Annotated in this window: 21 protein-coding genes and 1 pseudogene; 11 read left to right on the plus strand and 11 right to left on the minus strand. The window is 68.8% G+C overall.

Translation table 11 applies throughout. From position 1 onward, the window contains the following. Nucleotides 1-15: 15 nt before the first annotated feature. The 3 genes from ABD120_RS12885 to ABD120_RS12895 form a co-directional block, all read right to left on the minus strand. Complete coding sequence (locus ABD120_RS12885; RefSeq protein ID WP_343950057.1) at nt 16-363, minus strand: isoamylase early set domain-containing protein; 348 nt, start codon at nt 361-363, stop codon at nt 16-18. A gap of 158 nt (nt 364-521) precedes the next feature. Then, nucleotides 522-1,805 carry a glucose-1-phosphate adenylyltransferase gene (locus ABD120_RS12890; protein WP_343950058.1) on the minus strand — a complete coding sequence of 428 codons (1,284 nt, stop codon included), beginning with the start codon at nt 1,803-1,805 and terminating at the stop codon, nt 522-524. Between the two features lie 109 nt (nt 1,806-1,914). Continuing rightward, the gene (locus ABD120_RS12895) at nt 1,915-3,621 is read right to left on the minus strand and encodes a DUF4082 domain-containing protein (RefSeq protein WP_343950059.1); all 1,707 of its coding nucleotides are present in this window, start codon (nt 3,619-3,621) and stop codon (nt 1,915-1,917) included. Between the two features lie 224 nt (nt 3,622-3,845). Between ABD120_RS12895 and ABD120_RS12900 the strand changes: the two genes are divergently transcribed. From ABD120_RS12900 to ABD120_RS12910, 3 genes are read left to right on the plus strand one after another with little or no spacing between them, the layout of a single operon-like run. After that, on the plus strand, nt 3,846-4,436 hold the full coding sequence (locus tag ABD120_RS12900; RefSeq protein ID WP_343950060.1) for a hypothetical protein: 591 nt from the start codon (nt 3,846-3,848) through the stop codon (nt 4,434-4,436). A gap of 21 nt (nt 4,437-4,457) precedes the next feature. Continuing rightward, on the plus strand, nt 4,458-5,630 hold the full coding sequence (locus tag ABD120_RS12905; protein WP_343950061.1) for a sensor histidine kinase: 1,173 nt from the start codon (nt 4,458-4,460) through the stop codon (nt 5,628-5,630). Beyond that, nucleotides 5,627-6,298, plus strand: coding sequence for a response regulator (locus tag ABD120_RS12910; protein WP_343950062.1), 672 nt, complete (start codon nt 5,627-5,629; stop codon nt 6,296-6,298). Before ABD120_RS12905 ends, ABD120_RS12910 begins: the two co-directional genes overlap by 4 nt. Here the strand turns inward: ABD120_RS12910 and ABD120_RS12915 are convergent. From ABD120_RS12915 to ABD120_RS12925, 3 genes are all read right to left on the minus strand, one after another. Then, nucleotides 6,256-6,819 carry a flavoprotein gene (locus ABD120_RS12915; RefSeq protein WP_343950063.1) on the minus strand — a complete coding sequence of 188 codons (564 nt, stop codon included), beginning with the start codon at nt 6,817-6,819 and terminating at the stop codon, nt 6,256-6,258. The genes ABD120_RS12910 and ABD120_RS12915 overlap by 43 nt on opposite strands. Further along, nucleotides 6,816-8,132: a helix-turn-helix domain-containing protein gene (locus tag ABD120_RS12920; RefSeq protein ID WP_343950064.1), complete on the minus strand. Its 1,317-nt coding sequence runs from the start codon at nt 8,130-8,132 to the stop codon at nt 6,816-6,818. Before ABD120_RS12920 ends, ABD120_RS12915 begins: the two co-directional genes overlap by 4 nt. A 940-nt stretch (nt 8,133-9,072) precedes the next feature. Further along, nucleotides 9,073-9,582, minus strand: coding sequence for a GbsR/MarR family transcriptional regulator (locus tag ABD120_RS12925; protein WP_343950065.1), 510 nt, complete (start codon nt 9,580-9,582; stop codon nt 9,073-9,075). Between the two features lie 147 nt (nt 9,583-9,729). On the opposite strand from ABD120_RS12925, the gene ABD120_RS12930 reads away from it, so the two are divergent. After that, complete coding sequence (locus tag ABD120_RS12930) at nt 9,730-10,248, plus strand: hypothetical protein (RefSeq protein ID WP_343950066.1); 519 nt, start codon at nt 9,730-9,732, stop codon at nt 10,246-10,248. A gap of 27 nt (nt 10,249-10,275) precedes the next feature. On the opposite strand, the gene ABD120_RS12935 is transcribed toward ABD120_RS12930, so the two are convergent. After that, entirely contained in the window at nt 10,276-10,740 is a 465-nt protein-coding gene (locus ABD120_RS12935) for a GbsR/MarR family transcriptional regulator (RefSeq protein ID WP_343950067.1), read from the minus strand. 167 nt (nt 10,741-10,907) lie between these two features. Between ABD120_RS12935 and ABD120_RS12940 the strand changes: the two genes are divergently transcribed. The 5 genes from ABD120_RS12940 to ABD120_RS12960 all read left to right on the plus strand — a co-directional run bounded on the left by ABD120_RS12940 (nt 10,908) and on the right by ABD120_RS12960 (nt 15,553). Further along, nucleotides 10,908-12,503: a CocE/NonD family hydrolase gene (locus ABD120_RS12940; protein ID WP_343950068.1), complete on the plus strand. Its 1,596-nt coding sequence runs from the start codon at nt 10,908-10,910 to the stop codon at nt 12,501-12,503. Continuing rightward, nucleotides 12,500-13,504, plus strand: a complete 1,005-nt coding sequence (locus ABD120_RS12945) for a Rossmann-fold NAD(P)-binding domain-containing protein (RefSeq protein ID WP_343950069.1) — start codon at nt 12,500-12,502, stop codon at nt 13,502-13,504. Before ABD120_RS12940 ends, ABD120_RS12945 begins: the two co-directional genes overlap by 4 nt. A gap of 14 nt (nt 13,505-13,518) precedes the next feature. Next, nucleotides 13,519-14,664, plus strand: coding sequence for an FAD-dependent oxidoreductase (locus tag ABD120_RS12950; RefSeq protein ID WP_343950070.1), 1,146 nt, complete (start codon nt 13,519-13,521; stop codon nt 14,662-14,664). Between the two features lie 170 nt (nt 14,665-14,834). Continuing rightward, nucleotides 14,835-15,146 (plus strand): type II toxin-antitoxin system Phd/YefM family antitoxin, encoded by a 312-nt coding sequence (locus ABD120_RS12955; RefSeq protein WP_343950071.1) that lies wholly within the window; start codon nt 14,835-14,837, stop codon nt 15,144-15,146. Further along, nucleotides 15,143-15,553 (plus strand): type II toxin-antitoxin system VapC family toxin, encoded by a 411-nt coding sequence (locus tag ABD120_RS12960; protein ID WP_343950072.1) that lies wholly within the window; start codon nt 15,143-15,145, stop codon nt 15,551-15,553. The genes ABD120_RS12955 and ABD120_RS12960 overlap by 4 nt, the downstream gene beginning before the upstream one ends. A gap of 21 nt (nt 15,554-15,574) precedes the next feature. On the opposite strand, the gene ABD120_RS12965 is transcribed toward ABD120_RS12960, so the two are convergent. Next, the gene (locus ABD120_RS12965; RefSeq protein WP_343950073.1) at nt 15,575-15,784 is read right to left on the minus strand and encodes a Rossmann-fold NAD(P)-binding domain-containing protein; all 210 of its coding nucleotides are present in this window, start codon (nt 15,782-15,784) and stop codon (nt 15,575-15,577) included. A 259-nt stretch (nt 15,785-16,043) separates the two neighbouring features. Continuing rightward, nucleotides 16,044-16,199, minus strand: a pseudogene (locus ABD120_RS39765) (NAD-dependent epimerase/dehydratase family protein); the annotation flags it as partial. A gap of 87 nt (nt 16,200-16,286) precedes the next feature. Between ABD120_RS39765 and ABD120_RS39770 the strand changes: the two are divergent. After that, entirely contained in the window at nt 16,287-16,694 is a 408-nt protein-coding gene (locus tag ABD120_RS39770; protein ID WP_425563966.1) for a TetR-like C-terminal domain-containing protein, read from the plus strand. Between the two features lie 202 nt (nt 16,695-16,896). On the opposite strand, the gene ABD120_RS12975 is transcribed toward ABD120_RS39770, so the two are convergent. Continuing rightward, a complete protein-coding gene (locus ABD120_RS12975; RefSeq protein WP_343950075.1) occupies nt 16,897-17,142 on the minus strand; it encodes a hypothetical protein in 246 nt (81 codons plus the stop codon). 196 nt (nt 17,143-17,338) lie between these two features. Further along, nucleotides 17,339-18,478: an epoxide hydrolase family protein gene (locus tag ABD120_RS12980; protein WP_343950076.1), complete on the minus strand. Its 1,140-nt coding sequence runs from the start codon at nt 18,476-18,478 to the stop codon at nt 17,339-17,341. A gap of 62 nt (nt 18,479-18,540) precedes the next feature. On the opposite strand from ABD120_RS12980, the gene ABD120_RS12985 reads away from it, so the two are divergent. After that, a complete protein-coding gene (locus ABD120_RS12985; protein WP_343950077.1) occupies nt 18,541-19,545 on the plus strand; it encodes a helix-turn-helix transcriptional regulator in 1,005 nt (334 codons plus the stop codon). The last annotated feature ends 167 nt before the right edge of the window (nt 19,546-19,712 follow it).

Below are 19,712 nucleotides of genomic sequence, written 5' to 3' on the forward strand. Positions count from 1 at the left end.
CCGGGCGGAGGTCCTTCACGCGCGTGCGGCCCTGGCGGTTCTGGCGGCGGGCTTGACGGTCTTGGCGCCGTTCTTGGGCGCGGCGGCGCGTCGCTTGGTCGCGGCGGCAGCGGCGGCGGCGCGCTGGACGTGGATGATCGCGCCACGGGCGTCGTACTCGTGGGCCGCCTCCTCGTCGAACCAGCGTCCGCCGTCGCCGAGGTAGCGGAAGGCGTAGGAGTTGCCGTGCGGCACGGCGACGGCGACGCGGTACTGTCCGTCCGCTCCCAGCGTCATCGGGTGCGCGAACGGGTCCCAGCCGTTGAAGTCGCCGACGACGGAGACGGGGCCGACCTCAGCGGGGAGGGTGAAGAGAATCTCCACCTGTCCCTTTCTGTTGGATTTGCCATGAGTGAACATGCTTCCCCCGAATGGAGCTGTATGGGCTATTGCCGCGGTGAGTCATACCCTCAGGTCAGGCCGGTGATTTGTTGATCTCCACGAACTTTAGTGGTCCCATGGCGGAGAATTCCTGAAATGGGCTATGGAGCGAGGGACGCCAGGTCCCCCGTGCACCGTCGGTGCTCGGCGTGCTCCCAGTCGACGTCGGCGCCGACCACCACCACGCCGCCGTCGGTGACCATGAACCGCTCGCGGTCGCGCTCGGGGTCCAGGCCGATGCGGGCGCCGTCGGGGATGACCGCGTTCCTGTCCACGATCGCCCGCCGTACGACGGCGTCGCTGCCCACCCGGACGTTCTCCATGAGCACCGTGTCCTCCACCAGCGCCCGAGCCTGTACGGTCACCCTCGGCGACAGCACCGACCGCTGGATGACCGCGTCACCGGTGACCACCACGCCCGGCGAGACGATCGCGTCGACCACCCGCCCCGCGCGCTCCTCCTTGCCCCGCAGGAACTTCACCGGTGACAGCTGGTCGTGGCAGGTGCGGATGGGCCAGCGCTCGTTGTGCAGGTCGAAGGTGGGCTCGGGCGCGACCAGGTCCATGTGGGCGGCGTAATAGGCGTCCAGGGTGCCGACGTCCCGCCAGTAGCCGCGCTCGCGCTCGCGGGCCCCCGGCACCGTGTTCCTGGCGAAGTCGTAAACATCGGCTCGGCCAGCATTAACGATCATTGGGATGATATTTCCGCCAACATCATGTCTACTAGCGACATCCAGGGCATCGGCGGACACGGCGTCGATCAGGGCCTGTGTCCTGAAGATGTAGTTGCCCATCGAGGCGTAGATCTCGTCCGGTGAATCCCGCAACCCCGTCGCGTTCTCGGGCTTCTCCGCGAAACGAGTGATCCGCCGCCCCTCGTCGTCGGTCTCGATCACCCCGAACTGCGACGCCAGCGTCAGCGGCTGCCGCGTCGCGGCCACCGTGACGTCCGCGCCCGACTCCACGTGCTGGGCCACCATCTGCTCCGGATCCATGCGGTAGACATGGTCGGCGCCGAAGACCAGCACGTGGTCGGGCAGGTCCTCGCGGATCAGGTGCAGGTTCTGGAACAGCGCGTCCGCCGACCCGGAGAACCACTCCGGGCCCAACTGCGTCTGCGCGGGGACGGGCGCGATGTAGTGCCCCATGAGCGGCGACAGCCGCCACCCCTCGGTGATGTACCTGTCAAGGCTGTGGCTCTTGTACTGCGTCAGAACTGCGATCTTGAAAAAGCCGGCGTTGGTCAGATTGGACAGCACGAAATCAATCAGTCTGAACATTCCGCCGAACGGCACCGCCGGCTTGGCTCTGGCCCCCGTGAGCGGCAACAGCCGCCTGCCCTCTCCACCGGCCAGCACTATCGCCAGGACTCGTCGTGAGGTCATGGGGGAGACCATATCCGGCACATTCTCCGACTTATCGCAAGAGCTTTCTCGGTCCGGCCCATAGCTCTGCAAAACCATCTACGTGCGACGTACTGGGCCGGTTCGAGAGTCACCCCGCGTTGATCGCCTTGCTGCCGTCCTCCCAGCGGTTGCCGCTCCACACGTTGCCGCTCGCGGCGCTGTCGAAGTACGCCGTCGGGCCGTAGAAACCGCACCTGCCGAACAGGCGCTTGCTGAACACGTTGTCCTTGATGACGACGTTGTACGGCGAGTACGGGTGCCCGTTGTGCTTGGCGCCGCCGTAGATGCAGTAGCCGCCGCCCGCGAGCAGGTTGTCGGTGACGGTGACGTCGTGGATCGGGCCGAAGACCGCGCTGAGGATGATCGCCGAGGTCTGGCGCTCCGGGTTGAGCACGGTGTTGTGCTTGATCACCAGCTTGTTCGGGCCGCTGTTGCCGTTGGTCTGGATGCCGTCGGTATGGTCACCCGGCTCCGCCTGCCACAGGTCGTGGATGTAGTTGTCCTCGATCAGCCCGGACGCGGCCATGATGGCGGCGTTCGAGGTCGAGTGGATGTCGTTGCGGCGGACCGTCATCTGGCCGTTGCCGCCGTTCCAGATGCCGATGTCCAGCTTGTCCTTGCGGTTGGAGGCGATCTCGCAGTTCTCCACGGTCAGGTTGGAGAAACCGGGGCGCAGCTTGATGGCCCAGTAGCCCTTGGTGATGATCCGGCAGTTCCGGAACGTCACGTTGTTGGCGTAGACGTCGAAGCTGTCGGTGACCTCGACCCCGTCGAAGACGGCGCCGTGCTCCTTGATCTCGCCGCCCTTGATCTTCCGGAAGGAGGTGGTGGTCGGGCCGGTGTTGCTCGCGTCGGGGAAACCGGCGAGCGGGGGCGGGGTGACCGTACGGGTGGGGGTGGGTTTGTTCGTCGGGGTCGGCGAGACCGTGGGACGGCCGGTCGTCGTCGGCGTCACGGTCGGACGGCCGGTGGACGTGGGGCGGCCTGTCGGCGTCGGCCGGACAGTGGACGTCGGCCGGCTGGTGGTGGTCGGTCGGCTGGTGGACGTCGGCGACACCGTCGGCCTGCTTGTCGGGGTCGGCGACACCGTCGGGCGGTTCGTCGGCTTGCTCGTCGGGGTCGGGGAAGGGTTGCCGCTGGGGGTCGGTGAGGCCGTGGGGCGGTTCGTGGGGGTCGGTGTCGTGGTCTGCTGGTACTCGAAGATCACGTCGGCGAAGTAGTTGAACCGCGCCGGGTTGGAGCGGGCGGGGAAGCGCGGGGTGCGGCCGTAGGCGTACACGCCGTTGCGGTCGGCGGGCGCGGTGAGCGGACCTGAGACGATCGGGGTGGCGAAGCCGCCGCGCTGCGCGAGGTACACGCCGTTCCTGGTGTGGTACGACGCGACGTAGACGGCGCCCGCCCGCACCGGCACCGGCGTGGCGAACCGCGCGCTCTGCCAGCCCGTCCGGGTCTCGCCGGTGAAGCGGACCCGGGCCAGCGGCCGGCCCAGGGCGTCCCACAGCGTGCCCACGTGGGTGCCGCGCTCGCCGCGCGCCTTGTAGAAGCGGATCCCGGCGATCCGGCCGTCGCGGTCGGCGGTGAAGCGCACGCCGAGTTCGACCGGGAGCCGCTCCCTCTTGCGCTCCGCCCAGACGGGCCCGTCGTCCCACAGGCTGGCCTGCTGCGGCTTGGCGTGCTGGGGGGTGGCGGGCTGCGGGTCTGCGGGTTCGTGCGCGAGCGCGCCGGTCGTTGGGGCGGCGACGAGGACGGCGGCGATGAACGCGCCGAGCGCCAGTCGCGATCTTCTTTGGGCCACGGTTCGACGCTCCGTTATTTGAGGGTATCCGAATTTATTCTTTTGAGATATCCCCTAAAAGGGTCGTTTCTGTTTTCCCGGTGGCAGAGCTTACAGATGTTGCGGTGCCGTACACGGGAAATGTGAATTTCTTCTTTCCGTCCTCCCTCCCCCGTGGGAGGGAGGACCGGAATCGCCCGCACCGGCGATGTGGGCTGACCTGCCGGAACCCGAGGATTGCCGCCATGAACACACGCCTCGCCTTCCTCGCCGCCCCCGTCCTCGTCTTCGCCTACGGCGCCATCCGCATTCTCGACGGCCTCGACGGCAGCTACGGCCCCGGCCTCGCCTGGACCACCGGGCACCTGGCCTTCATGGCGGCACTCGTCCTCTACGTCCCGATCTTCGGGGAACTCCGGCGGATGGCCGGGCGCGGTGCCGTCGCCACCGTCTCCGCGGCCCTCGGGGTCGTCGGCGTCGCGGTGCTGCTCGTGCAGTTCGGCATCGACATCGTGGTCGGGTTCATGTCCGAGGACAGGGCCGGGATGAGCACCCTGTTCGGGCAGATCCAGGAGGTGCCCGGAGTGAGTTTCGCGATCTACGCAGTACTGCCGTTACTCTTCTACCTCGGCCAGCTCGCCCTGATCGTCCAGCTCGGCGTGACGCGCAGGATCAAGCCGTGGATCCCGGTCGTCTTCCTCGTCCATATGGCGCTGCCGTTCGTCGCCAAGGACCTCATCGCCGTCAGCGCCGCCGTCCTGCTGATCTCCTTCGTCGCGCTCTCGCGGCAGGTCGAGGCGCCCCCTTCCCGGACCCCCGCTGTCGCGTCGACCTGAGCAGAGGGCAAGATGCAGTCCGTGTCAGAGATTCAGGTGTTCGCCAGGTTCCGCCGGTGGCTGGGCGGTCTGCCGCCGATCCGGGTGGACCTCGCGATCACGGCCGCGGTGATCGTCCTGCACCTCTGGCCGTTCATCAGCCGGCACAATCCGTTCGGCGTCCCCTGGCACTGGTGGGGCTACGTCGTCGTGGTGGCCGCGTCGCTGCCGCTGATCTGGCGGCGCCGCGCCCCCGTGCCCGTGCTCCTGGCGAACGTCTGCACGTTCGTGCTGTACGACTTCGTCGAAGTGGTCCCCGCCCAGCCCATCACGTACGGCGGGCTGATCGCCCTCTACACGGTGGCCGCCTACTCCAGACTCTGGGTGCGGGTGCCCGCGCTGGTCGTCGTGACGGTCGGCGGCGTCTGGGCGGTCGGTTCGGCGGAGACCGCGCTGCGCGGCCTGGTGCAGTTCGCCGCCGCGTACGCCATCGGCAGGGCCGCCGCCTCCGCCCGCGCCCACGCCGCCGCCCTGGAGGAGCGGGCCGCCCAACTGGTCCGCGAACGCCAGGTCGAGGCCGAGCGGGCCGCCGAACGCGAACGGGCCAGGATCGCCCGCGACATGCACGACATCCTCGCCCACGCCGTCAGCCTCATGGTCGTGCAGGCCGAGGCCGGACCCGTGGTCGTACGGCACGACCCGGACAAGGCAGAGGCCGCATTCGACGCCATCGCGGAGGCGGGCCGCGACGCGATGGTCCAGCTCAGGCGGGTGCTCAAAGTGTTGAAAGAAGAAGAGGGACCGAGGGCGCCGCAGCCTGCGGTCTCCGCCATCGAATTCCTGGCCGCCCAGGTCAGGGAGACCGGGCTGGAGGTGGTCTACTCCAGCACCGGCGAGCCGCGCCGGCTCCACCCCGACGCCGAGGTCGCCGCCTACCGCATCGCGCAGGAGGCCCTCACCAACATCGTCAAACACGCGGGCGCCACCCGCGCCGACCTCCGACTCACCTGGCAGGACGACACCCTCGTGCTCGACATCACCGACGACGGCCTGTCCGTCTCGAAGAACTTTCCTGAGGGCGGCAACGGCCTGATCGGCATCCGCGAGCGCGCGGCGGCCTGCGGCGGCACCGCCCGCACCGGACCGCGCGCGGACGGCCGCGGCTTCCAGGTCCTCGTGACGCTGCCGCTGCTCGCACGGGCGGTGGCCGCATGACCATCCGGGCAGTGGTGGCCGACGACCAGGAGCTGGTGCGAGCCGGGTTCAGCATGATCCTGGACGCCCAGCCGGACATCGAGGTGGTGGCAGAGGCGGGCGACGGCGCCGAGGCGGTCGCCGCCGTCCGCGCGCACGCCCCCGACGTGCTGCTGCTCGACATCCGCATGCCGGTCATGGACGGCATCGAGGCGGCCAGGATCGTCTGCGCCGAGAGCCCCTGCCGGGTGATCATGCTGACCACCTTCGACCTCGACGACTACGTCTACGACGCGCTGCGGGCCGGGGCCAGCGGGTTCCTGCTCAAGGACGTGCGCAGGGACGACCTCACCCACGCGGTGCGGGTGGTCGCGGCGGGGGAGTCGCTGCTCGCCCCCACGGTGACGACCAAGCTGATCGCCGACTTCACCTCCAGAGGCGCCGTACGGCCGGCCGTACCGGTGTCGGAACGACTGGCCGTCCTGACGGCCCGCGAGCGCGAGACCCTGGCACTGCTCGCCCGGGGCCTGTCGAACGCCGAGATCGCCCGGTCCCTGGTGGTGAGCGAGCACACGGTGAAGACGCACGTCAGCAACGTCCTGACCAAACTCGCCCTGCGCGACCGCATCCAAGCGGTGATCGCCGCCTACGAAAGCGGCCTCATCGTCCCCGGCGACACCACGCCGTAACGGCCCTCCAGCTCCGCGAGAGCGTCCCCCCAGGGAAAGGCGTCGATCCGCTCGCCGCCGGAGCCGGGCAGATGAGGCTCGACCCACCCAGGCCCGAACAGCACACGTACGCCGTCCGCGCGAAGGTCTCCCACACTGCGCCGGAAAGCCGCACGAGCGGCCAGCGCACTGTTCACAAAGGGCAACACGACAACCGGCACCCCCAGCCCCGGCGCCTCTGACAGAACGCCCAGGGCATAGGTATCGGCGATCCCCTGGGCGAACTTGTTGATCGTGTTATAGGTCGCGGGCGCGACGACGATCGCATCCGCCCGAGGCGAACGCGGCTCACCCGCCGCCCGGTACCGACTGCGCACCACACGCCCGCTCTGCCGTTCAAGCGCAGCCACATCGACGAACCCCAACGCCGACGGCGTGGCGATGACCTGCACAGCCCACCCTTTGTCCTGCGCCAGGCCGACGAGCCGTCCGACCTGTCCTGCAGGCCCGGCGGCACACACGACGACGTAGAGAACCTTCATGAACGGACCCCCAGGGATTCGGCATACGCGCGGGCCTCGCTTCGGAGGGTGGTCGGCGCCGTGGCAAGGATGTCACGGGCGAGGCGAAGTGGCGCGGTGCGGCCCGAGATCTCCTCCGGCGCCAGACTTCCTGCGGTCCGCAGGAGGTGCAGGGCTCTGCTGTGCTGCCCGCGCATGAGGAACGCTCGGGCAACATCGATGAGCAGGGCCGCCTTCCGCTCGTTGATCGGGAGCAGGTCAAGGTCGACCTGCCGGGCGTAGTCGATCGCCGTGCCCGCGTCGCCGAGTCGGACGGCGATGTTCACGCGATGACAGAGCACGTTGTTCGGGCCGAACGCGGTCCACATGTGGTTGCTGTCGTGCCCGAGCACGCTCCCGGCTTCGGCTGCTTCGTCCAGGAGCTCGGCTACGGTGTGCCGGTTACCGCTCTGGGCGGCGGCGACGGCTCCCCGGAGCAGGAGGGATCCGTAGACGGAGAGGTCGGCGGGCGATGCGTCGGCCAGGTCGACGCTCATCCTCAGGGCCGCTCCGCGCGCGGTGTCAGCGGCGGTCCGATGATGACCGCCGTCAATGAGCGCGTGGGTGATGATGCGTGCGCTTGAGCCGATCATGAGCGGATTCTCGCTGGCCTCTGAGGCCCTGACGCTGCGGTCTGCCGCGAGCCACGCCGGACCTCTGTCATCCTGCTTGAGCAGGACTGAGGCACACACGTGGTACGCCTCGGCGGACAGGGCGTGCGCCCGCAGCCGATCATCGCCCTCCAGAACCGAGCAGGCGATCCGCAACCTGCGCAAGAGCATGGGGAGCTCGGCGATCACCTGGGAGTAGCGGCAGGCTTGATAGCCCTGCTTGGCCGCCGCCACGGCGGTGGCGAGTGACGCGAGGTCTACGAAGCCATCGGCGGGCGCGGAGTTGTCGACGAGAACGGCGGTGAGGTCGTCGAGGGGGTGGGCGATGTCCGTCGCTTCTGCCGGCGGGCCGAGAACCGCGTTGAACAATGCGGCTCCTGTGAGTCCGACGAATTCGCGTCTTCGCACGTCGTTATCGTCCTCCCTCGCTCGGTCGAGAGGCGCGGCTTCTTCTGGACGCCTTGCCAGCCCGGCGACATCCTGCATGTGGTGCAGGAGCTTCCCATCTGCTCCGAGTGCTCTGTCGAGCGCCGTTGCGATCGCCAGGCTGGGGATCCGTCGTCCGTTCTCGAGATCGGAGACGTAGCTTTTACCGCAGACGGCAAGCTGGGCCAGATAACGGATGGACATTCCGGCCTGGTGGCGTAGGTGCCGAAGTGCCTCGCCGAACGATTCTGCGCCCATGAGGATCTCCCTCACAATGTCCGTCGTGTCCGCAACCGTTGCGGACACGGTGCGGACTACTTAGCTCTGGCCGACGCCTTCCCTCATTGGCAACGCTATCTCTGCGGGCCGCTGTTGTCGGCGCCCTTACTCATCAAAGTGGCTCGGCTCGGTGCCTCACTCCGGGAACTTTCGGGCCTCGATTGGGAAATGAGGTGCTAATTCGTGCTCAACTCTGGATCAGGCGACAGCAGCTTCACCGCGACAGGCGGGGCGGAGTCCGAGAACGCGGCTCTCGGATCCGTCCACCGCCAAGCGGCCATAGCTAGCGCCTTGGCCACTATCGCTGGGTGCTTGAGTCCGCATGTGGCGGCCATGCGTCGGGATTGCGGGCGCTTGGAGTGGCATGCGGTCCGTTCTGGGCGGCATCGGGTGAGGGTGGTCGTCTGGACGTGTTCGTGCCGGGCGACGGTGTACGAGTTGTGCGTGTCGGGTGGCCGGGCCTTCATCCGGCGGACGGTGCAGGCGGAGCCGGTGGCGGTGGTGTGTGAGACCGCGTGGGGATCGCTTCGGGAGGTGTGGCAGATCTGGGCGGCTCTGCTCGCGGGAAGTTTCCGCTGAGCCGGCTCTCGTAGGCGGTGATCGGTTGGTGACCTGCGCGTCGAGCAGGGCACGTCGGCCATGGTCCGTCCGGGGCGGTGCCCCAGGAGTTGCCGTTGTAGATGTTCATGTAGAGCGAGAGATCACCGTACAAGTTGCCGACATGGGCGTCCGATGTCCAGGTGTGGCCGTCGGTGGTAGAGCTGACGGTGATCTCGTTGTGGCAGTGGCGACGAACCGGTACAGACGCCCTCCGTACACCACGGAAGTCACGTTCGACGTGGTCTTTTCGGCGTGGCCGATCGCCTCCGGCCGGGATGCCGTTCACCGCGTACTTCACTTGCGGCAACGCGGCCGGACATCACCCAGTGGCAGGGCGGGTGTGCGGCGGCGTCGCCGTGGCTTCCGCAGACTTTGGCGAGCGCTGTTTCTCCTGCTCCCATTGGTCGAGGAGGTTGGGGAACTCTCGGCCCATGAACGCGTACATGTCGCGCATCAGTTCCAGCCTGACCCTGCCCCGGGGGTTGTCGCCGATGACGGCCAGTCCTTGTTCGGCGAGCTGAGCGAACGCCGTGAACTCGGCCATCTTCGCCCGGAACGCGCGTCCGAAGACGTCTTCGGCCAGCCGGTAGTGATCGCGGCGCCCCCTGGGCGGGCGGAAGCGTTCGACGAGGCCGCCGCGTTCGAGCTGTCCCAGCGCCACGCTCATGCTGCTTTTGGCCACTCCCAGGCTCTCGCACAGCCCCGGTGCGTCGGCCGACTCGCCGGGGTCGACCAGCAGGGAGCCGATGACCCGGCCGGCCGTCCTGCTGAGTCCCAGCCGCTCGAAGTACAGTCCCGCGCTCTCCACGAACTCCTCGACGTTTGCCACGTCGATATTCTATATTGTTCGGATCGTTCCGAACGAATAGGATGCGAGTATGCCCCTCCTCACCGACATGAACTTCCATGAGAACCGCCACCACGCGTGCGCCCTGCTCCGCCCCGTCACTGCCTGGTACGGGATGGGGTGAACGGCGTGCTGCAGGAGTTTCTCGACTGGGCCTACGCACGACACACCAACACCCTGAGCTGGTACATCCGCCCGCTGTTCGTCCTCCCGCTGGCCTACTTCGCCTGGCGGCGAAGCTGGAAGGGCATCGCCCTGACGATCGTGGCGCTGCTGTCCAGCATGTTCTGGTTCCCGCCGCCGGAGCGGATCGACCCTCAGGTGCAGGCGTTCCTGGACATGGAGAAGGAGCTCATCCTCAGCATCGGCGACCTGTCCCCCCTGTACCTGCTCAGCGTCCTGGCCGTCGTCGGCAGCCTGACCGCCCTGTGTCTGGCGTTCTGGCGCCGTTCCCTGGGCTGGGGCCTGATCATCATCAACCTCATGGCACTGCTCAAGGTCGCCTGGAGTATCGGCGAAGGAGGCGACAGCGGCCGGGCGGTCCTGCTCCCCGCCATGGTGGGACTCGTCCTGTGCGACCTGGCCATCATCTGGATCGCCCGGCGTCTCCACCTGCCCATCTCGCTGCGCCGCCCCCGGGGCTCGTAGCGGTACTTCCCGATGGTCGGGCTGCGGTCAGCCGCCCTTGCGGTGGTGCTGCCAGCGCAGCAGGAGGTCGGGCAGTTCGGTGAGCAGGAATTCGTGGAAGTCGCGCATCTCGACCAGTCGCCGGTGGGCGAGGTCGTCTTCGGCGACGGCCGTGATGCCGGTCCCGGCGGCGTCGAGCATGGTCTGGATGACGGTGTTCTGGCTGGTGAACAGGATGGCCCAGGCGTCCTCGCGCAGCCTGTAGTGTTCGCGGCGGCTGCCCGGGGCGGGCAGCCGTTCGATCAGCCCGACGCTCAGCAGCGACTTGACCGCTCCCGAGACGGCGCCCGCGCTGGCGTCCAGCCGCTCGGCGATCTCGCCCGCGGTCACGCTCGGCCGGTCGGTGAAGAGGAACACCGCCAGTGTGCGCGCGGCCATGCGCTGCAGTCCGCCTTCGCTGAGTACCAGCGCCAGATGCTCGGCCGCCCGCCACCGTTCCTGCTCATCCTGCACCTTGTCACCTCCGGCTGAGAGGATACCGACGATCCCGAGACTTCAGAAATTCATGAAACTTCTGTATATTGGTGGCCATCGGATCCCCGGCGGGGTCTCGATGGTGTGCCGGGAAGCCTGGTCGGCGATGTGACTCTCATCAGCGTCGACAGGAAGTAGACCCGGTCATGACCCTGCTCAGCCGTCTGTACGGCGTGCGGCCCACTCTGCGCCATCGGGTAGGCGTGCGACGCGACGTGGAGATCCCCGCCGCCGACGGTGTGCGACTGCTGGCCACGCACTACTACCCGATGGGTCAGCGCCGTCCGCCGCTGGTGCTCCTCCGCAGCCCGTACGGCAGGGGAAGCGCACTGGACCGGATACCGAAACTGCTGGCCGAGCGCGGCTACCAGGTCCTGTATCAGAGTCTGCGTGGCACAGCCGGCTCCGGCGGCCGTTTCGACGGCTTCGTCATCGACCCGGCCGACGCCGACGGCACGCTGAGCTGGCTGCGCGCCCAGCCGTGGTTCGGCGGGGAGCTGGCCACGTGGGGCGCCAGCTACCTCGGCTACGCCCAGTGGGAACTGGCCGCCCGCGACGTCCCGGAATGGAAGGTCGCCCTCATCCAGGACGCGCCTTCGGAGTTCGCCCGCACCTTCATGTACCCGGGCGGCGTCTTCGCGCTAGGCAACGCGCTGGGCTGGGTGCAACTGGTCGACACCATGTTCACCGGCGGCCACTCGCTCATCCGCCAGTTCCTGGCCGTCCCCGGCGCGGATCGCAGACTGCGCCGGGCCACGCACACGCTGCCGGTGACCGACGCCGACCGAGTGCTGACCGGGCGCCGGGTGCCGTGGTTCCAGGAATGGATCGCCCACGGCCCGGACGAGGCGTACTGGCAGCGGATGAATCACCGCGCGAACACCGGCCGCATGCCACCGGTCGTGCATTTGCAGGGCGGCTGGTACGACCTCTTCCTGCCCGGCATGCTGGAGGACCACGCCCGCCTACTGGCAGCCGGGCGCCGGGTGCGGCTGCTCATCGGGCCCTGGGGGCACGGCAAGGGCCTGTACACCCGCGCGGGCATGCGGGACACGCTGGCGACGCTCGATGCCGCCTTGCTCGGCAGGGACGGCCCGACCGGCACGCGAGTGTTCGTCACCGGCGCCGATCAGTGGCGTGACCTGCCGGAATGGCCACCCGCACACCAGCCCACCCCCTGGTACCCGTACGCCGGGGGCGGGCTGGGCCGTGACCCCGCCGACCGGGGCGCGCCGCCGTCGCGCTACCGCTACGACCCGGCGGACCCGACACCCACGATCGGCGGGACGACGGTCGGCATGTCGGCGGGCCCCGCCGACAACCGCGCCCTCGAAGCCCGCGCTGACGTGCTCACCTTCACCGGTCCGCCGCTGGCAGCCGACGTCGAGGCGATCGGCCCGGTACGGGTACGTCTGTACGCCCGCTCCACGACGGCGCATGCCGACTACGTGGCGCGGCTGTGCGAGGTGGACGGGCGCGGGCGCTCGCGCAACCTCTGCGACGGCGCGCTGAGAGTCGGCCCCGACAGCGAGGCCGACGGCGTACGCGTCCTGGACATCGAGCTGTGGCCGCTGGCCCACCGCTTCCGCGCCGGGAACCGGATCCGGCTGCAGATCTCCAGCGGCGCCCACCCCCGATACGGCCGCGACCCCAGCCACTCCGCCGCCATCGACCACGAGATCTTCCACGACCCCGACCACCGGTCAGCCGTCTGGCTGCCCCTCATCGAAGGATCATCATGAAACTGCTCGTCATGGGCGGAACCCACCACGTCGGCCGCGCCGTCGTCGAGACCGCGCTGGAGCGCGGCGACGAGGTGACCACCCTCAACCGCGGCCTGTCCCGCCCGCCCGCGCCCGGCGTCCACGCCCTCGTCGCCGACCGCACCGACGCCTCCGCCATGACGGCGGCGCTCGGCTCAGGGGAGTGGGACGCGGTGATCGACACGTGGGCGTGGGCGCCGCGCGTGGTGCGTGACAGCGCGCGGCTGCTGGCCGGCCGGGTCGGGCACTACGGGTACGTCTCCAGCCGTGGCGTGCACAGCTGGCCCTGGCCGCCGGGCGCCGACGAGCACGCGCCGCTCGTGCAGGCCGACCCGGGCAGCGACGACGCTCTCGACTACGCCGCCGCCAAGCGCGGCGGCGAGCTCGCCGTCCTGGAGTCCTTCGGCGAGCGGGCGCTGCTGGCCCGCGCGGGGATGATCCTCGGCCCGTACGAGGACGTCGGCCGCATCCCGTGGTGGCTGCGCCGCCTGGAGAAGGGCGGCCGGGTCCTGGCCCCCGCCCCGGCCGAGACGCCCCTGCAGTACCTCGACGTCAGGGACCTGGCCGCCTGGATGCTCCGGTCAGCCGAACGTGGCCTGGGCGGCGCCTTCACCGTGACCGGCCCGCCCGGCGCGGTCACCCTCGGCGACCTGCTCACCACGGCGCTGGAGGTCACCGGCTTCGACACCGAGCTGGTGTGGACCTCGCCGGACCTGCTCCAGCAGCACGGCCTGCCCCTCGGCATGGAGTTCGGACTGCGAGCGCCCGATGGCAGCGCGCCGAGCGGCATGCACGACGCCGACGTCACGGCCGTCCTCGCCGCAGGACTCACCGTCCGCCCCCTGCGTCAGACCCTCGCCGACACCTGGGCCTGGCTGCAGGCCGAAGGCGACCCGGCACCGCGCGCGGACGCGCCCTCACCCGACACCTGGATCGACGCCGCCGCGGAACAGCGGCTGCTCGACCACCTCTCCAGCTAAGGAACAACCGACTCATGCGCGCTGTCATCATCGGGGCAGGCATCGCCGGACTGGCCGCCGCCCTGCGCCTGTCCCAGCTCGGCTGGGACACCCTCATCGTCGAGCGGGCTCCCGCCCGCCGCGGCGGCGGGTACGCGGTCACCTTCGGCGGCATCGGCTACGACGCCGCTCACCGTCTCGGCATTCTGCCCGCCCTGCGCGAACACTCCTTCCTCACCGAGGAGCTCGTCTACCACAAGAGCGACGGCTCGCGCCGCTTCTCCCTCGACCGCGCCACCATCGCCGCGACCACCGGCCCCCGCTCGATCACCATCTTGCGCGGCGACCTGGAAACCGCGCTGTACGAGAAGGTTCGCGACCACACCGAGATCCGCTTCGCGACCTCGCTCACCGCCGTCGAGCAGGACGAGCACGCCGTCCGGGTCACCCTCACCGACGGCACCGTCGAGAAGGCGGACCTGCTGATCGGCGCCGACGGCCTCCACTCGGCCACCCGTGCCCTGGTCTTCGGCCCCGAGAAGGACTTCCTGCTCGACCTGGAGCACAAGGTGTGCGTCTTCATGCTGGACCGGCGTCCCGCCGCGATCACCCAGGGGACGACCGGCACCCTGTCCTCGCGTGGCCGTACCGCCGCCGTCATCAGCCTCGGCGACGGCCGCAACGTCGCCTTCTTCGGCTACCGATCCGACCACGCCCGCCCCGGCGAGGACGCACTCACCCAGCTCAGCCGGGTCTACGGCGACCTCGGCTGGGTGATCCCCGAAGCCCTGGCCGGGCTGAAGCGGGCCGATGCCGCCTACTTCGACACCATCAGCCAGGTCGTCGCCCCCACCTGGAGCAAAGGTCGTGTGGTACTGCTCGGCGACGCCGCCTGGTGCGTCACGCTGTTCGCCGGGTACGGATCCTCGCTGGCCGTCGGCGGCGCCGACCGCCTCGGCGCCGAAATCGCCGCCCACCCCGGCGACATCCCGGCGGCACTGGCCGCGTGGGAGGCCGCCATCAGGCCCGAAGCCGAACGCAAGCAGAAGCTCGGCCGCCGCGTCAAAGGCGTCTACGCCCCGTCCAACCCGCTGGTGTTGTGGCTGAGCCTGCTGCCGTTGCGGCTTTCATCCCTGCCGCCCGTGCGCCGCTACATGACCCGCCGCTTCATCAAAGGCTGAACTCACCGGAGCGGGCGAGTTCCCAGCAGGTCCGGACGGCTGGGGCGTGCTGTTCGCTCGTGAGGACCGACGGCAGGGGGCGCGGGCCGAAGGCGGTCGGCGCACGGACTCGGAAGCCCGACATGTGCTATCCGGTAGCACGCGATGGCACATGTCGTAGGCTAAGGAGTATGAACGCTCCTGAGCCTGATCGATCCCACGAGATCTCTCAGCGCGACCTGCGCAGCAGATCGGCGGAGATCATGGACGGTCTGGAGCGGGGGGAGAGATACGCCGTGACCCGTAACGGCCATCACATCGGTGACCTGGTTCCCCTGCGTCGTCGTCGCCGGACCGTTTCACGCGCCGAGTTCGCAGCCGCTTCTCGCGGCATGCCTCGACTGGACGACCGCGAGTATCGCTCGGACATGGACCGCCACGTGAACGACGACCTCTACGATCCATACGACCGCGCATACGGCAGGCGAGAGGGTGAGGAATGACCCACGCCCTCGGATTGCTGGACACCAATATTCTCATCCTGCGCGCCGGTATCGACCCCGGGGAACTACCCGATGAAATGATGATCAGCGCTGTCACCACGGCGGAGTTGTCGGTCGGTGTCCTGGTGGCGACGGAACCGCAGGAACTCGCTCGACGAATGAAGATCCTGCAGACCGCCGAAGCCGAATTCGATCCGCTGCCCTTCGACGACACCGCCGCGCGCGAGTACGGTCAACTGTGGACGGCGGTCATCGCCTCAGGCCGCAAGCCACGCCCCCGAACAGCGGATCTCATGATCGCCTCCGTGGCCATCGCGAACCGGCTACCCCTTTACACCTGCAATCCCAAGGATTTCAGAGGCCTGGACCACCTGGTCACGGTGGTACCGGTCACCCGCCCCACCTGAATCGCGGCGATCGCCGCCTCGTCAAGCGGACTCGGCGAGCTCCTTCAGCAGGCCCGGACGGCTGGGGCGCCAGCCGAGTTCAGTGCGGGCCTTGGCGCCGGTGGCGACTTGGTCGAGCATGAACGGCTCGACCATGACGCCCCAGTGCCGGGCGGCGTCGGCAGGATCCCATGCCTCGACACGGGCGCCGTGCCGGGCGGCGACGGCCAGGGCGACATCGCGGACCCGCACAGGTCGGTCCATGGTCCATTTCGGGGCGCCAGGACACCACCAAGGGCGGGTCGAACGGGGACTCTTCGGTCGCGGGGGCGTCTCCGGTATTGCCGTGCAGCCAGAGTCCGCTGGTGTAGACCAGCGGCTTTCCGGTGCCTTCAAAGCCGTTCAGCAGCGTCTCCAGCACCTTGCGGTCGAGGTCGCCGGCCCGTTCGTCGTTGCTGGAGGCCGCATGCACGGCCCCGTCCACCTGGTGGGCGACCTCGGTCAGCACCGCCGGGGTGAACAAGTCGGCCACCAGAGGTTCCACGCCTGGCGGGACGGGCCGTCCGAGGGCCGTCACCACTCCCATGACCTGGTGTCCGCGCCGCAGCAGCGCTCGGGCGGCAGCCTCCCCGATGGTGCCGGAAACGCCTGTGACCAGAACTCGCATCGATTCCGCAAGGTCGCCGACCGGGTCGGCTACGCCGCGCCCGTCGTCTACGAATACTTCGCCAACAAGCAGGCCCTCCTGTTCGGCGTGGTCGAACAGGGCTTCGCCGACCTCGCCGCCGACCTCGGGCGGGCCCAGTGTCCCGACGTCCGGCGTTCGGCGGGTGGAGCGCTGCGTGCGGTCGCCCAGGCCTACTGGGAATTCGCGACCGGCCGTCCTCATCTCTACAGGTTGATGGGCAGCCTGCCCGATGTGCCGTTCGGGACGCCCGCGACACCGGCTTCGGCCCGCGAGTGTTTCCGCCTGCTCAAGGCCGCGATGTACGCCGAGGGGCCCGATCACCCCGCCGACGCCTACGACGAGGACGCCGCCACCGACCTGTTCTGGGCCCACCTGCACGGCCTGGTCACACTCACCCTCGACGGCCGGATCAAGGGCGGCCACGCCCGCGCCCACGACCTGCTTCACCAACTCGTCGACATCAACCGCCGATGACCTGGATCCGGTCTCCCGCCGTGGCGTTCAGTCCGGAGACCGTCCCCATACGGTCGCAGGCCCGGCCGGGTGATCGGCCGCCTTAGAGGAGGAGTCCGTGCGCCGATGTTTCCGCGCTCCGGCAGGGCCGGTCTCTCCGCGAGGAAGTCGCGCATCCGCGTCAGGCGAGTCACCGCCACGACAGGCGGGACCCGATGTCATGTCAGGACGCTTCGAACCGGACGGACCTGATCGTCGTCAGGCCGCCATCCCACGTTTCGTTGGGGATGAGCGCCTTTTTCAGGTGGTCTTCGTTGCACGAATATGTCGTATAAAGAAGGGCCTTGAAATTGGTTTTGTTCTGCGCGAAGGTGGCGTCGAATTGGAGATCGTAGCATCCCTCGCTTGGGTCCTGGATTGTGGTCCAGGACGTGTCGGAGGCGGCGCGGTAAGAAAAAGCCGAGCTCATGTGAATCACCTCTCATAATGCCGCGTAATAGGCTGGCGATTCGCCTGCGGCCATGTGCACGTTGGCCGTCCAGGAAATCTGACATGCCTGCGCAGTCTCGAATACCCTCCTAGATCTCCCATATTCTGAGGCTGAAGCAATCGTTGCCAAAAGCGGCGCTACCTTGGACTGTCCACATTGCCGCATGACACCGGCCCTAGGCGGAGCGCAATCCGGCGAAGAAGGCACGGATGTCGGCTGCGACGGTCTCGGGCGCCTCCATCGCGGCGAAGTGGCCGGCCTCAGGGAACTCGTTCCAGTGCACGATGCGGCTGTTGTCGCGTTCGGCGAAGACCCGCAGGGTCTGGAAGTCCGAGGCGAAGACCGCGACGCCGGTCGGGGCGGAGTTCACCGAAGGCTTGGCCTCGGCGCGGGCCTGCTCGTAGTAGTACCTGCTCGCCGTCGCCTGCGTGTTGGTGAACCAGTAGAGCGAGACCTGGGTGAGGATCTGGTCGCGGGTGACGAGGCTGGTGCCGTTGCCGAAGGAGTTGAACAACTCGCTGTAGGCCAACTGGCCCACGGGAGAGTCGGCGATCGCGGCGGCGACGGTCTGCGGGCGGGCGGAGTTCATCGCGTTGTATCCGCCGACGGACTGGAACCACTGCATGTGCTCCAGCGCCGCGTACTCCTTCGGCCCGAACCCGTCGAACTCCGTCGGATCGCCCGACGGGAACGAGAACAACTGCAGGACGTGCAACCCGAGGAACCCGGCCGGGTTCCACAGGCCGAACTCCCGCGCGATCATCGCGCCCATGTCACTGCCGTGTACGCCGTAGGAGTCGTAGCCGAGGCGCCGCATCAAGACGTCAAGGGTGCGGGCGACCCTCTCCTGCGTCCAGCCGGCCCCTTCCAGCGGGGTGCTGAAGCCGAAGCCGGGGATCGAGGGGACGACCACGGAGAAGGCGTCCTCGGCACGGCCCCCGTGGGCGACCGGGTCGGTGAGCGGAGCGATCATGTCGAGGTAGTCGACGAACGAGCCCGGATAGGTGTGCAGGAGCAGGATCGGCGTCGCGTCCTTCTCAGTGGACGGCACATGCACGAAGTGGACCGTCTGGCCGTCGATCTCGGTGAGGTAGTTCGGGAAGAAGTTCATGCGCGCCTCTTGCCCGCGCCAGTCGAAGGACTCGCGCCAATACTCGACGGTCTCGCGCAGATACCCGTTCGGCGTGCCGAGCGCCCAGTCGTCCGCCGCCGACGGCCGGGGCAGCCGGGTCCGGGCGAGGCGGTGCCGGAGGTCGTCGATCTCGGCCTCGGAGATCTCGATGCGGAAGGGGCTGGGGTTGTGCGTCTTCGTCATGAAACCCAAGGTAGGAGCCGTATAGGAAGACTTGATTCCGTTACTCGGGTCATACTCACCCAATGTTGGAAACGTCCTCCCGGCTGCTCGCGCTCCTGTCGCTGCTCCAGTCGCGGCCCGACTGGCCGGGCCGGGAACTCGCCGAACGCCTCGGTGTGAGCACCCGTACGATCCGCAACGACATCGACCGGCTGCGCGAACTCGGCTATCCGGTCGAAGCGGGACGTGGCCCCACCGGCGCCTACCGGCTCGGCCCCGGCGCGAAGCTGCCGCCGTTGCTGCTGGACGACGAGGAGGCCGTCGCCGTGGCGATCGGCCTGCGGGCGGGGACGGGCGTCAGCGGCATCGCCGAGAGCAGCGCACGGGCCCTGACCAAACTGGACCAGATGCTGCCACACCGGCTGCGACGCCAGATCGCCGCCGTGTACGGCTCCACCTCGAAGGCGCCGGAGAACCTCGACACGAACGTCGACGACCCCGAGGTCGACACCACGAGCCTCACCGCGATCGCCGCGGCGATCCGCGACCACCACTGGCTGCGGTTCGACTACGTCGTCCCCGCCGAAGCCGAGGACGCGTTCGACGGAACGTCCTCGGCGCCGTCCGGTCGCAGGCTGGTCGAGCCGTACCGCCTGGTCGTCTGGCGGCGCCGCTGGTATCTCGTCGCCCGCGACCCTCACGACGCCTCGTGGGCCGCCTACCGCGCCGACTGGGTCGCCCCACTCGGCCCCACCGGCCGTGTCTTCACTCCTGACCCCCTGCCCGGCGAGGACTACACGGCTTTCGTCCTGCGGGACGTCGCCGCGACCGGCTGGAAGGTTCACCCCCGTATCACCGTCCTGGCGCCTGCGGCGGAGGTACTGGCCCGCATCAACGCCGCTGTGGGCGTCGTCGAACCTCTCGACGATCAGACCTGCGTCCTCGTGACCGGCGGCGACAGTCTGGAGACCGTCGCGGTCTACATCGGCATGCTCGGCCTCGACTTCCGCGTCACCTCCCCTCCGGCCCTCGTCACCCACCTGCGCACCCTCGGCACCCGCTACCTCCGCGCAGTCTCCCCCGACTGACCTATGCGCCCGAGCGCCATCCGCTCGGAGTGAATTCTGGACACGGGTGAGCCCCGCGCATCTAGCCTGAGGACGTCGAAGTCTCCACGCTGGAGGTGCAGGGCTTGACCGAAGACCGCATCCCCGCCACTGGCACCGACCGCCCGCGATCGCATCGCCACTCCTCG

Origin of the sequence: Nonomuraea longicatena (genome assembly GCF_039525605.1) — a bacterium.
Classification (GTDB): Bacteria; Actinomycetota; Actinomycetes; order Streptosporangiales; family Streptosporangiaceae; genus Nonomuraea; species Nonomuraea longicatena.

What these genes read in the sequence shown, in the direction of transcription:
- ABD120_RS12890 (WP_343950058.1), bottom strand. Translation starts at nt 1,805, where the DNA reads ATGACCTCACGACGAGTCCTGGCGATAGTGCTGGCCGGTGGAGAGGGC.
- ABD120_RS12900 (WP_343950060.1), top strand. Translation starts at nt 3,846, where the DNA reads ATGAACACACGCCTCGCCTTCCTCGCCGCCCCCGTCCTCGTCTTCGCC.
- ABD120_RS12910 (WP_343950062.1), top strand. Translation starts at nt 5,627, where the DNA reads ATGACCATCCGGGCAGTGGTGGCCGACGACCAGGAGCTGGTGCGAGCC.
- ABD120_RS12915 (WP_343950063.1), bottom strand. Translation starts at nt 6,819, where the DNA reads ATGAAGGTTCTCTACGTCGTCGTGTGTGCCGCCGGGCCTGCAGGACAG.
- ABD120_RS12920 (WP_343950064.1), bottom strand. Translation starts at nt 8,132, where the DNA reads ATGGGCGCAGAATCGTTCGGCGAGGCACTTCGGCACCTACGCCACCAG.
- ABD120_RS12940 (WP_343950068.1), top strand. Translation starts at nt 10,908, where the DNA reads ATGACCCTGCTCAGCCGTCTGTACGGCGTGCGGCCCACTCTGCGCCAT.
- ABD120_RS12945 (WP_343950069.1), top strand. Translation starts at nt 12,500, where the DNA reads ATGAAACTGCTCGTCATGGGCGGAACCCACCACGTCGGCCGCGCCGTC.
- ABD120_RS12950 (WP_343950070.1), top strand. Translation starts at nt 13,519, where the DNA reads ATGCGCGCTGTCATCATCGGGGCAGGCATCGCCGGACTGGCCGCCGCC.
- ABD120_RS12955 (WP_343950071.1), top strand. Translation starts at nt 14,835, where the DNA reads ATGAACGCTCCTGAGCCTGATCGATCCCACGAGATCTCTCAGCGCGAC.
- ABD120_RS12960 (WP_343950072.1), top strand. Translation starts at nt 15,143, where the DNA reads ATGACCCACGCCCTCGGATTGCTGGACACCAATATTCTCATCCTGCGC.
- ABD120_RS12975 (WP_343950075.1), bottom strand. Translation starts at nt 17,142, where the DNA reads ATGAGCTCGGCTTTTTCTTACCGCGCCGCCTCCGACACGTCCTGGACC.
- ABD120_RS12980 (WP_343950076.1), bottom strand. Translation starts at nt 18,478, where the DNA reads ATGACGAAGACGCACAACCCCAGCCCCTTCCGCATCGAGATCTCCGAG.
- ABD120_RS12985 (WP_343950077.1), top strand. Translation starts at nt 18,541, where the DNA reads ATGTTGGAAACGTCCTCCCGGCTGCTCGCGCTCCTGTCGCTGCTCCAG.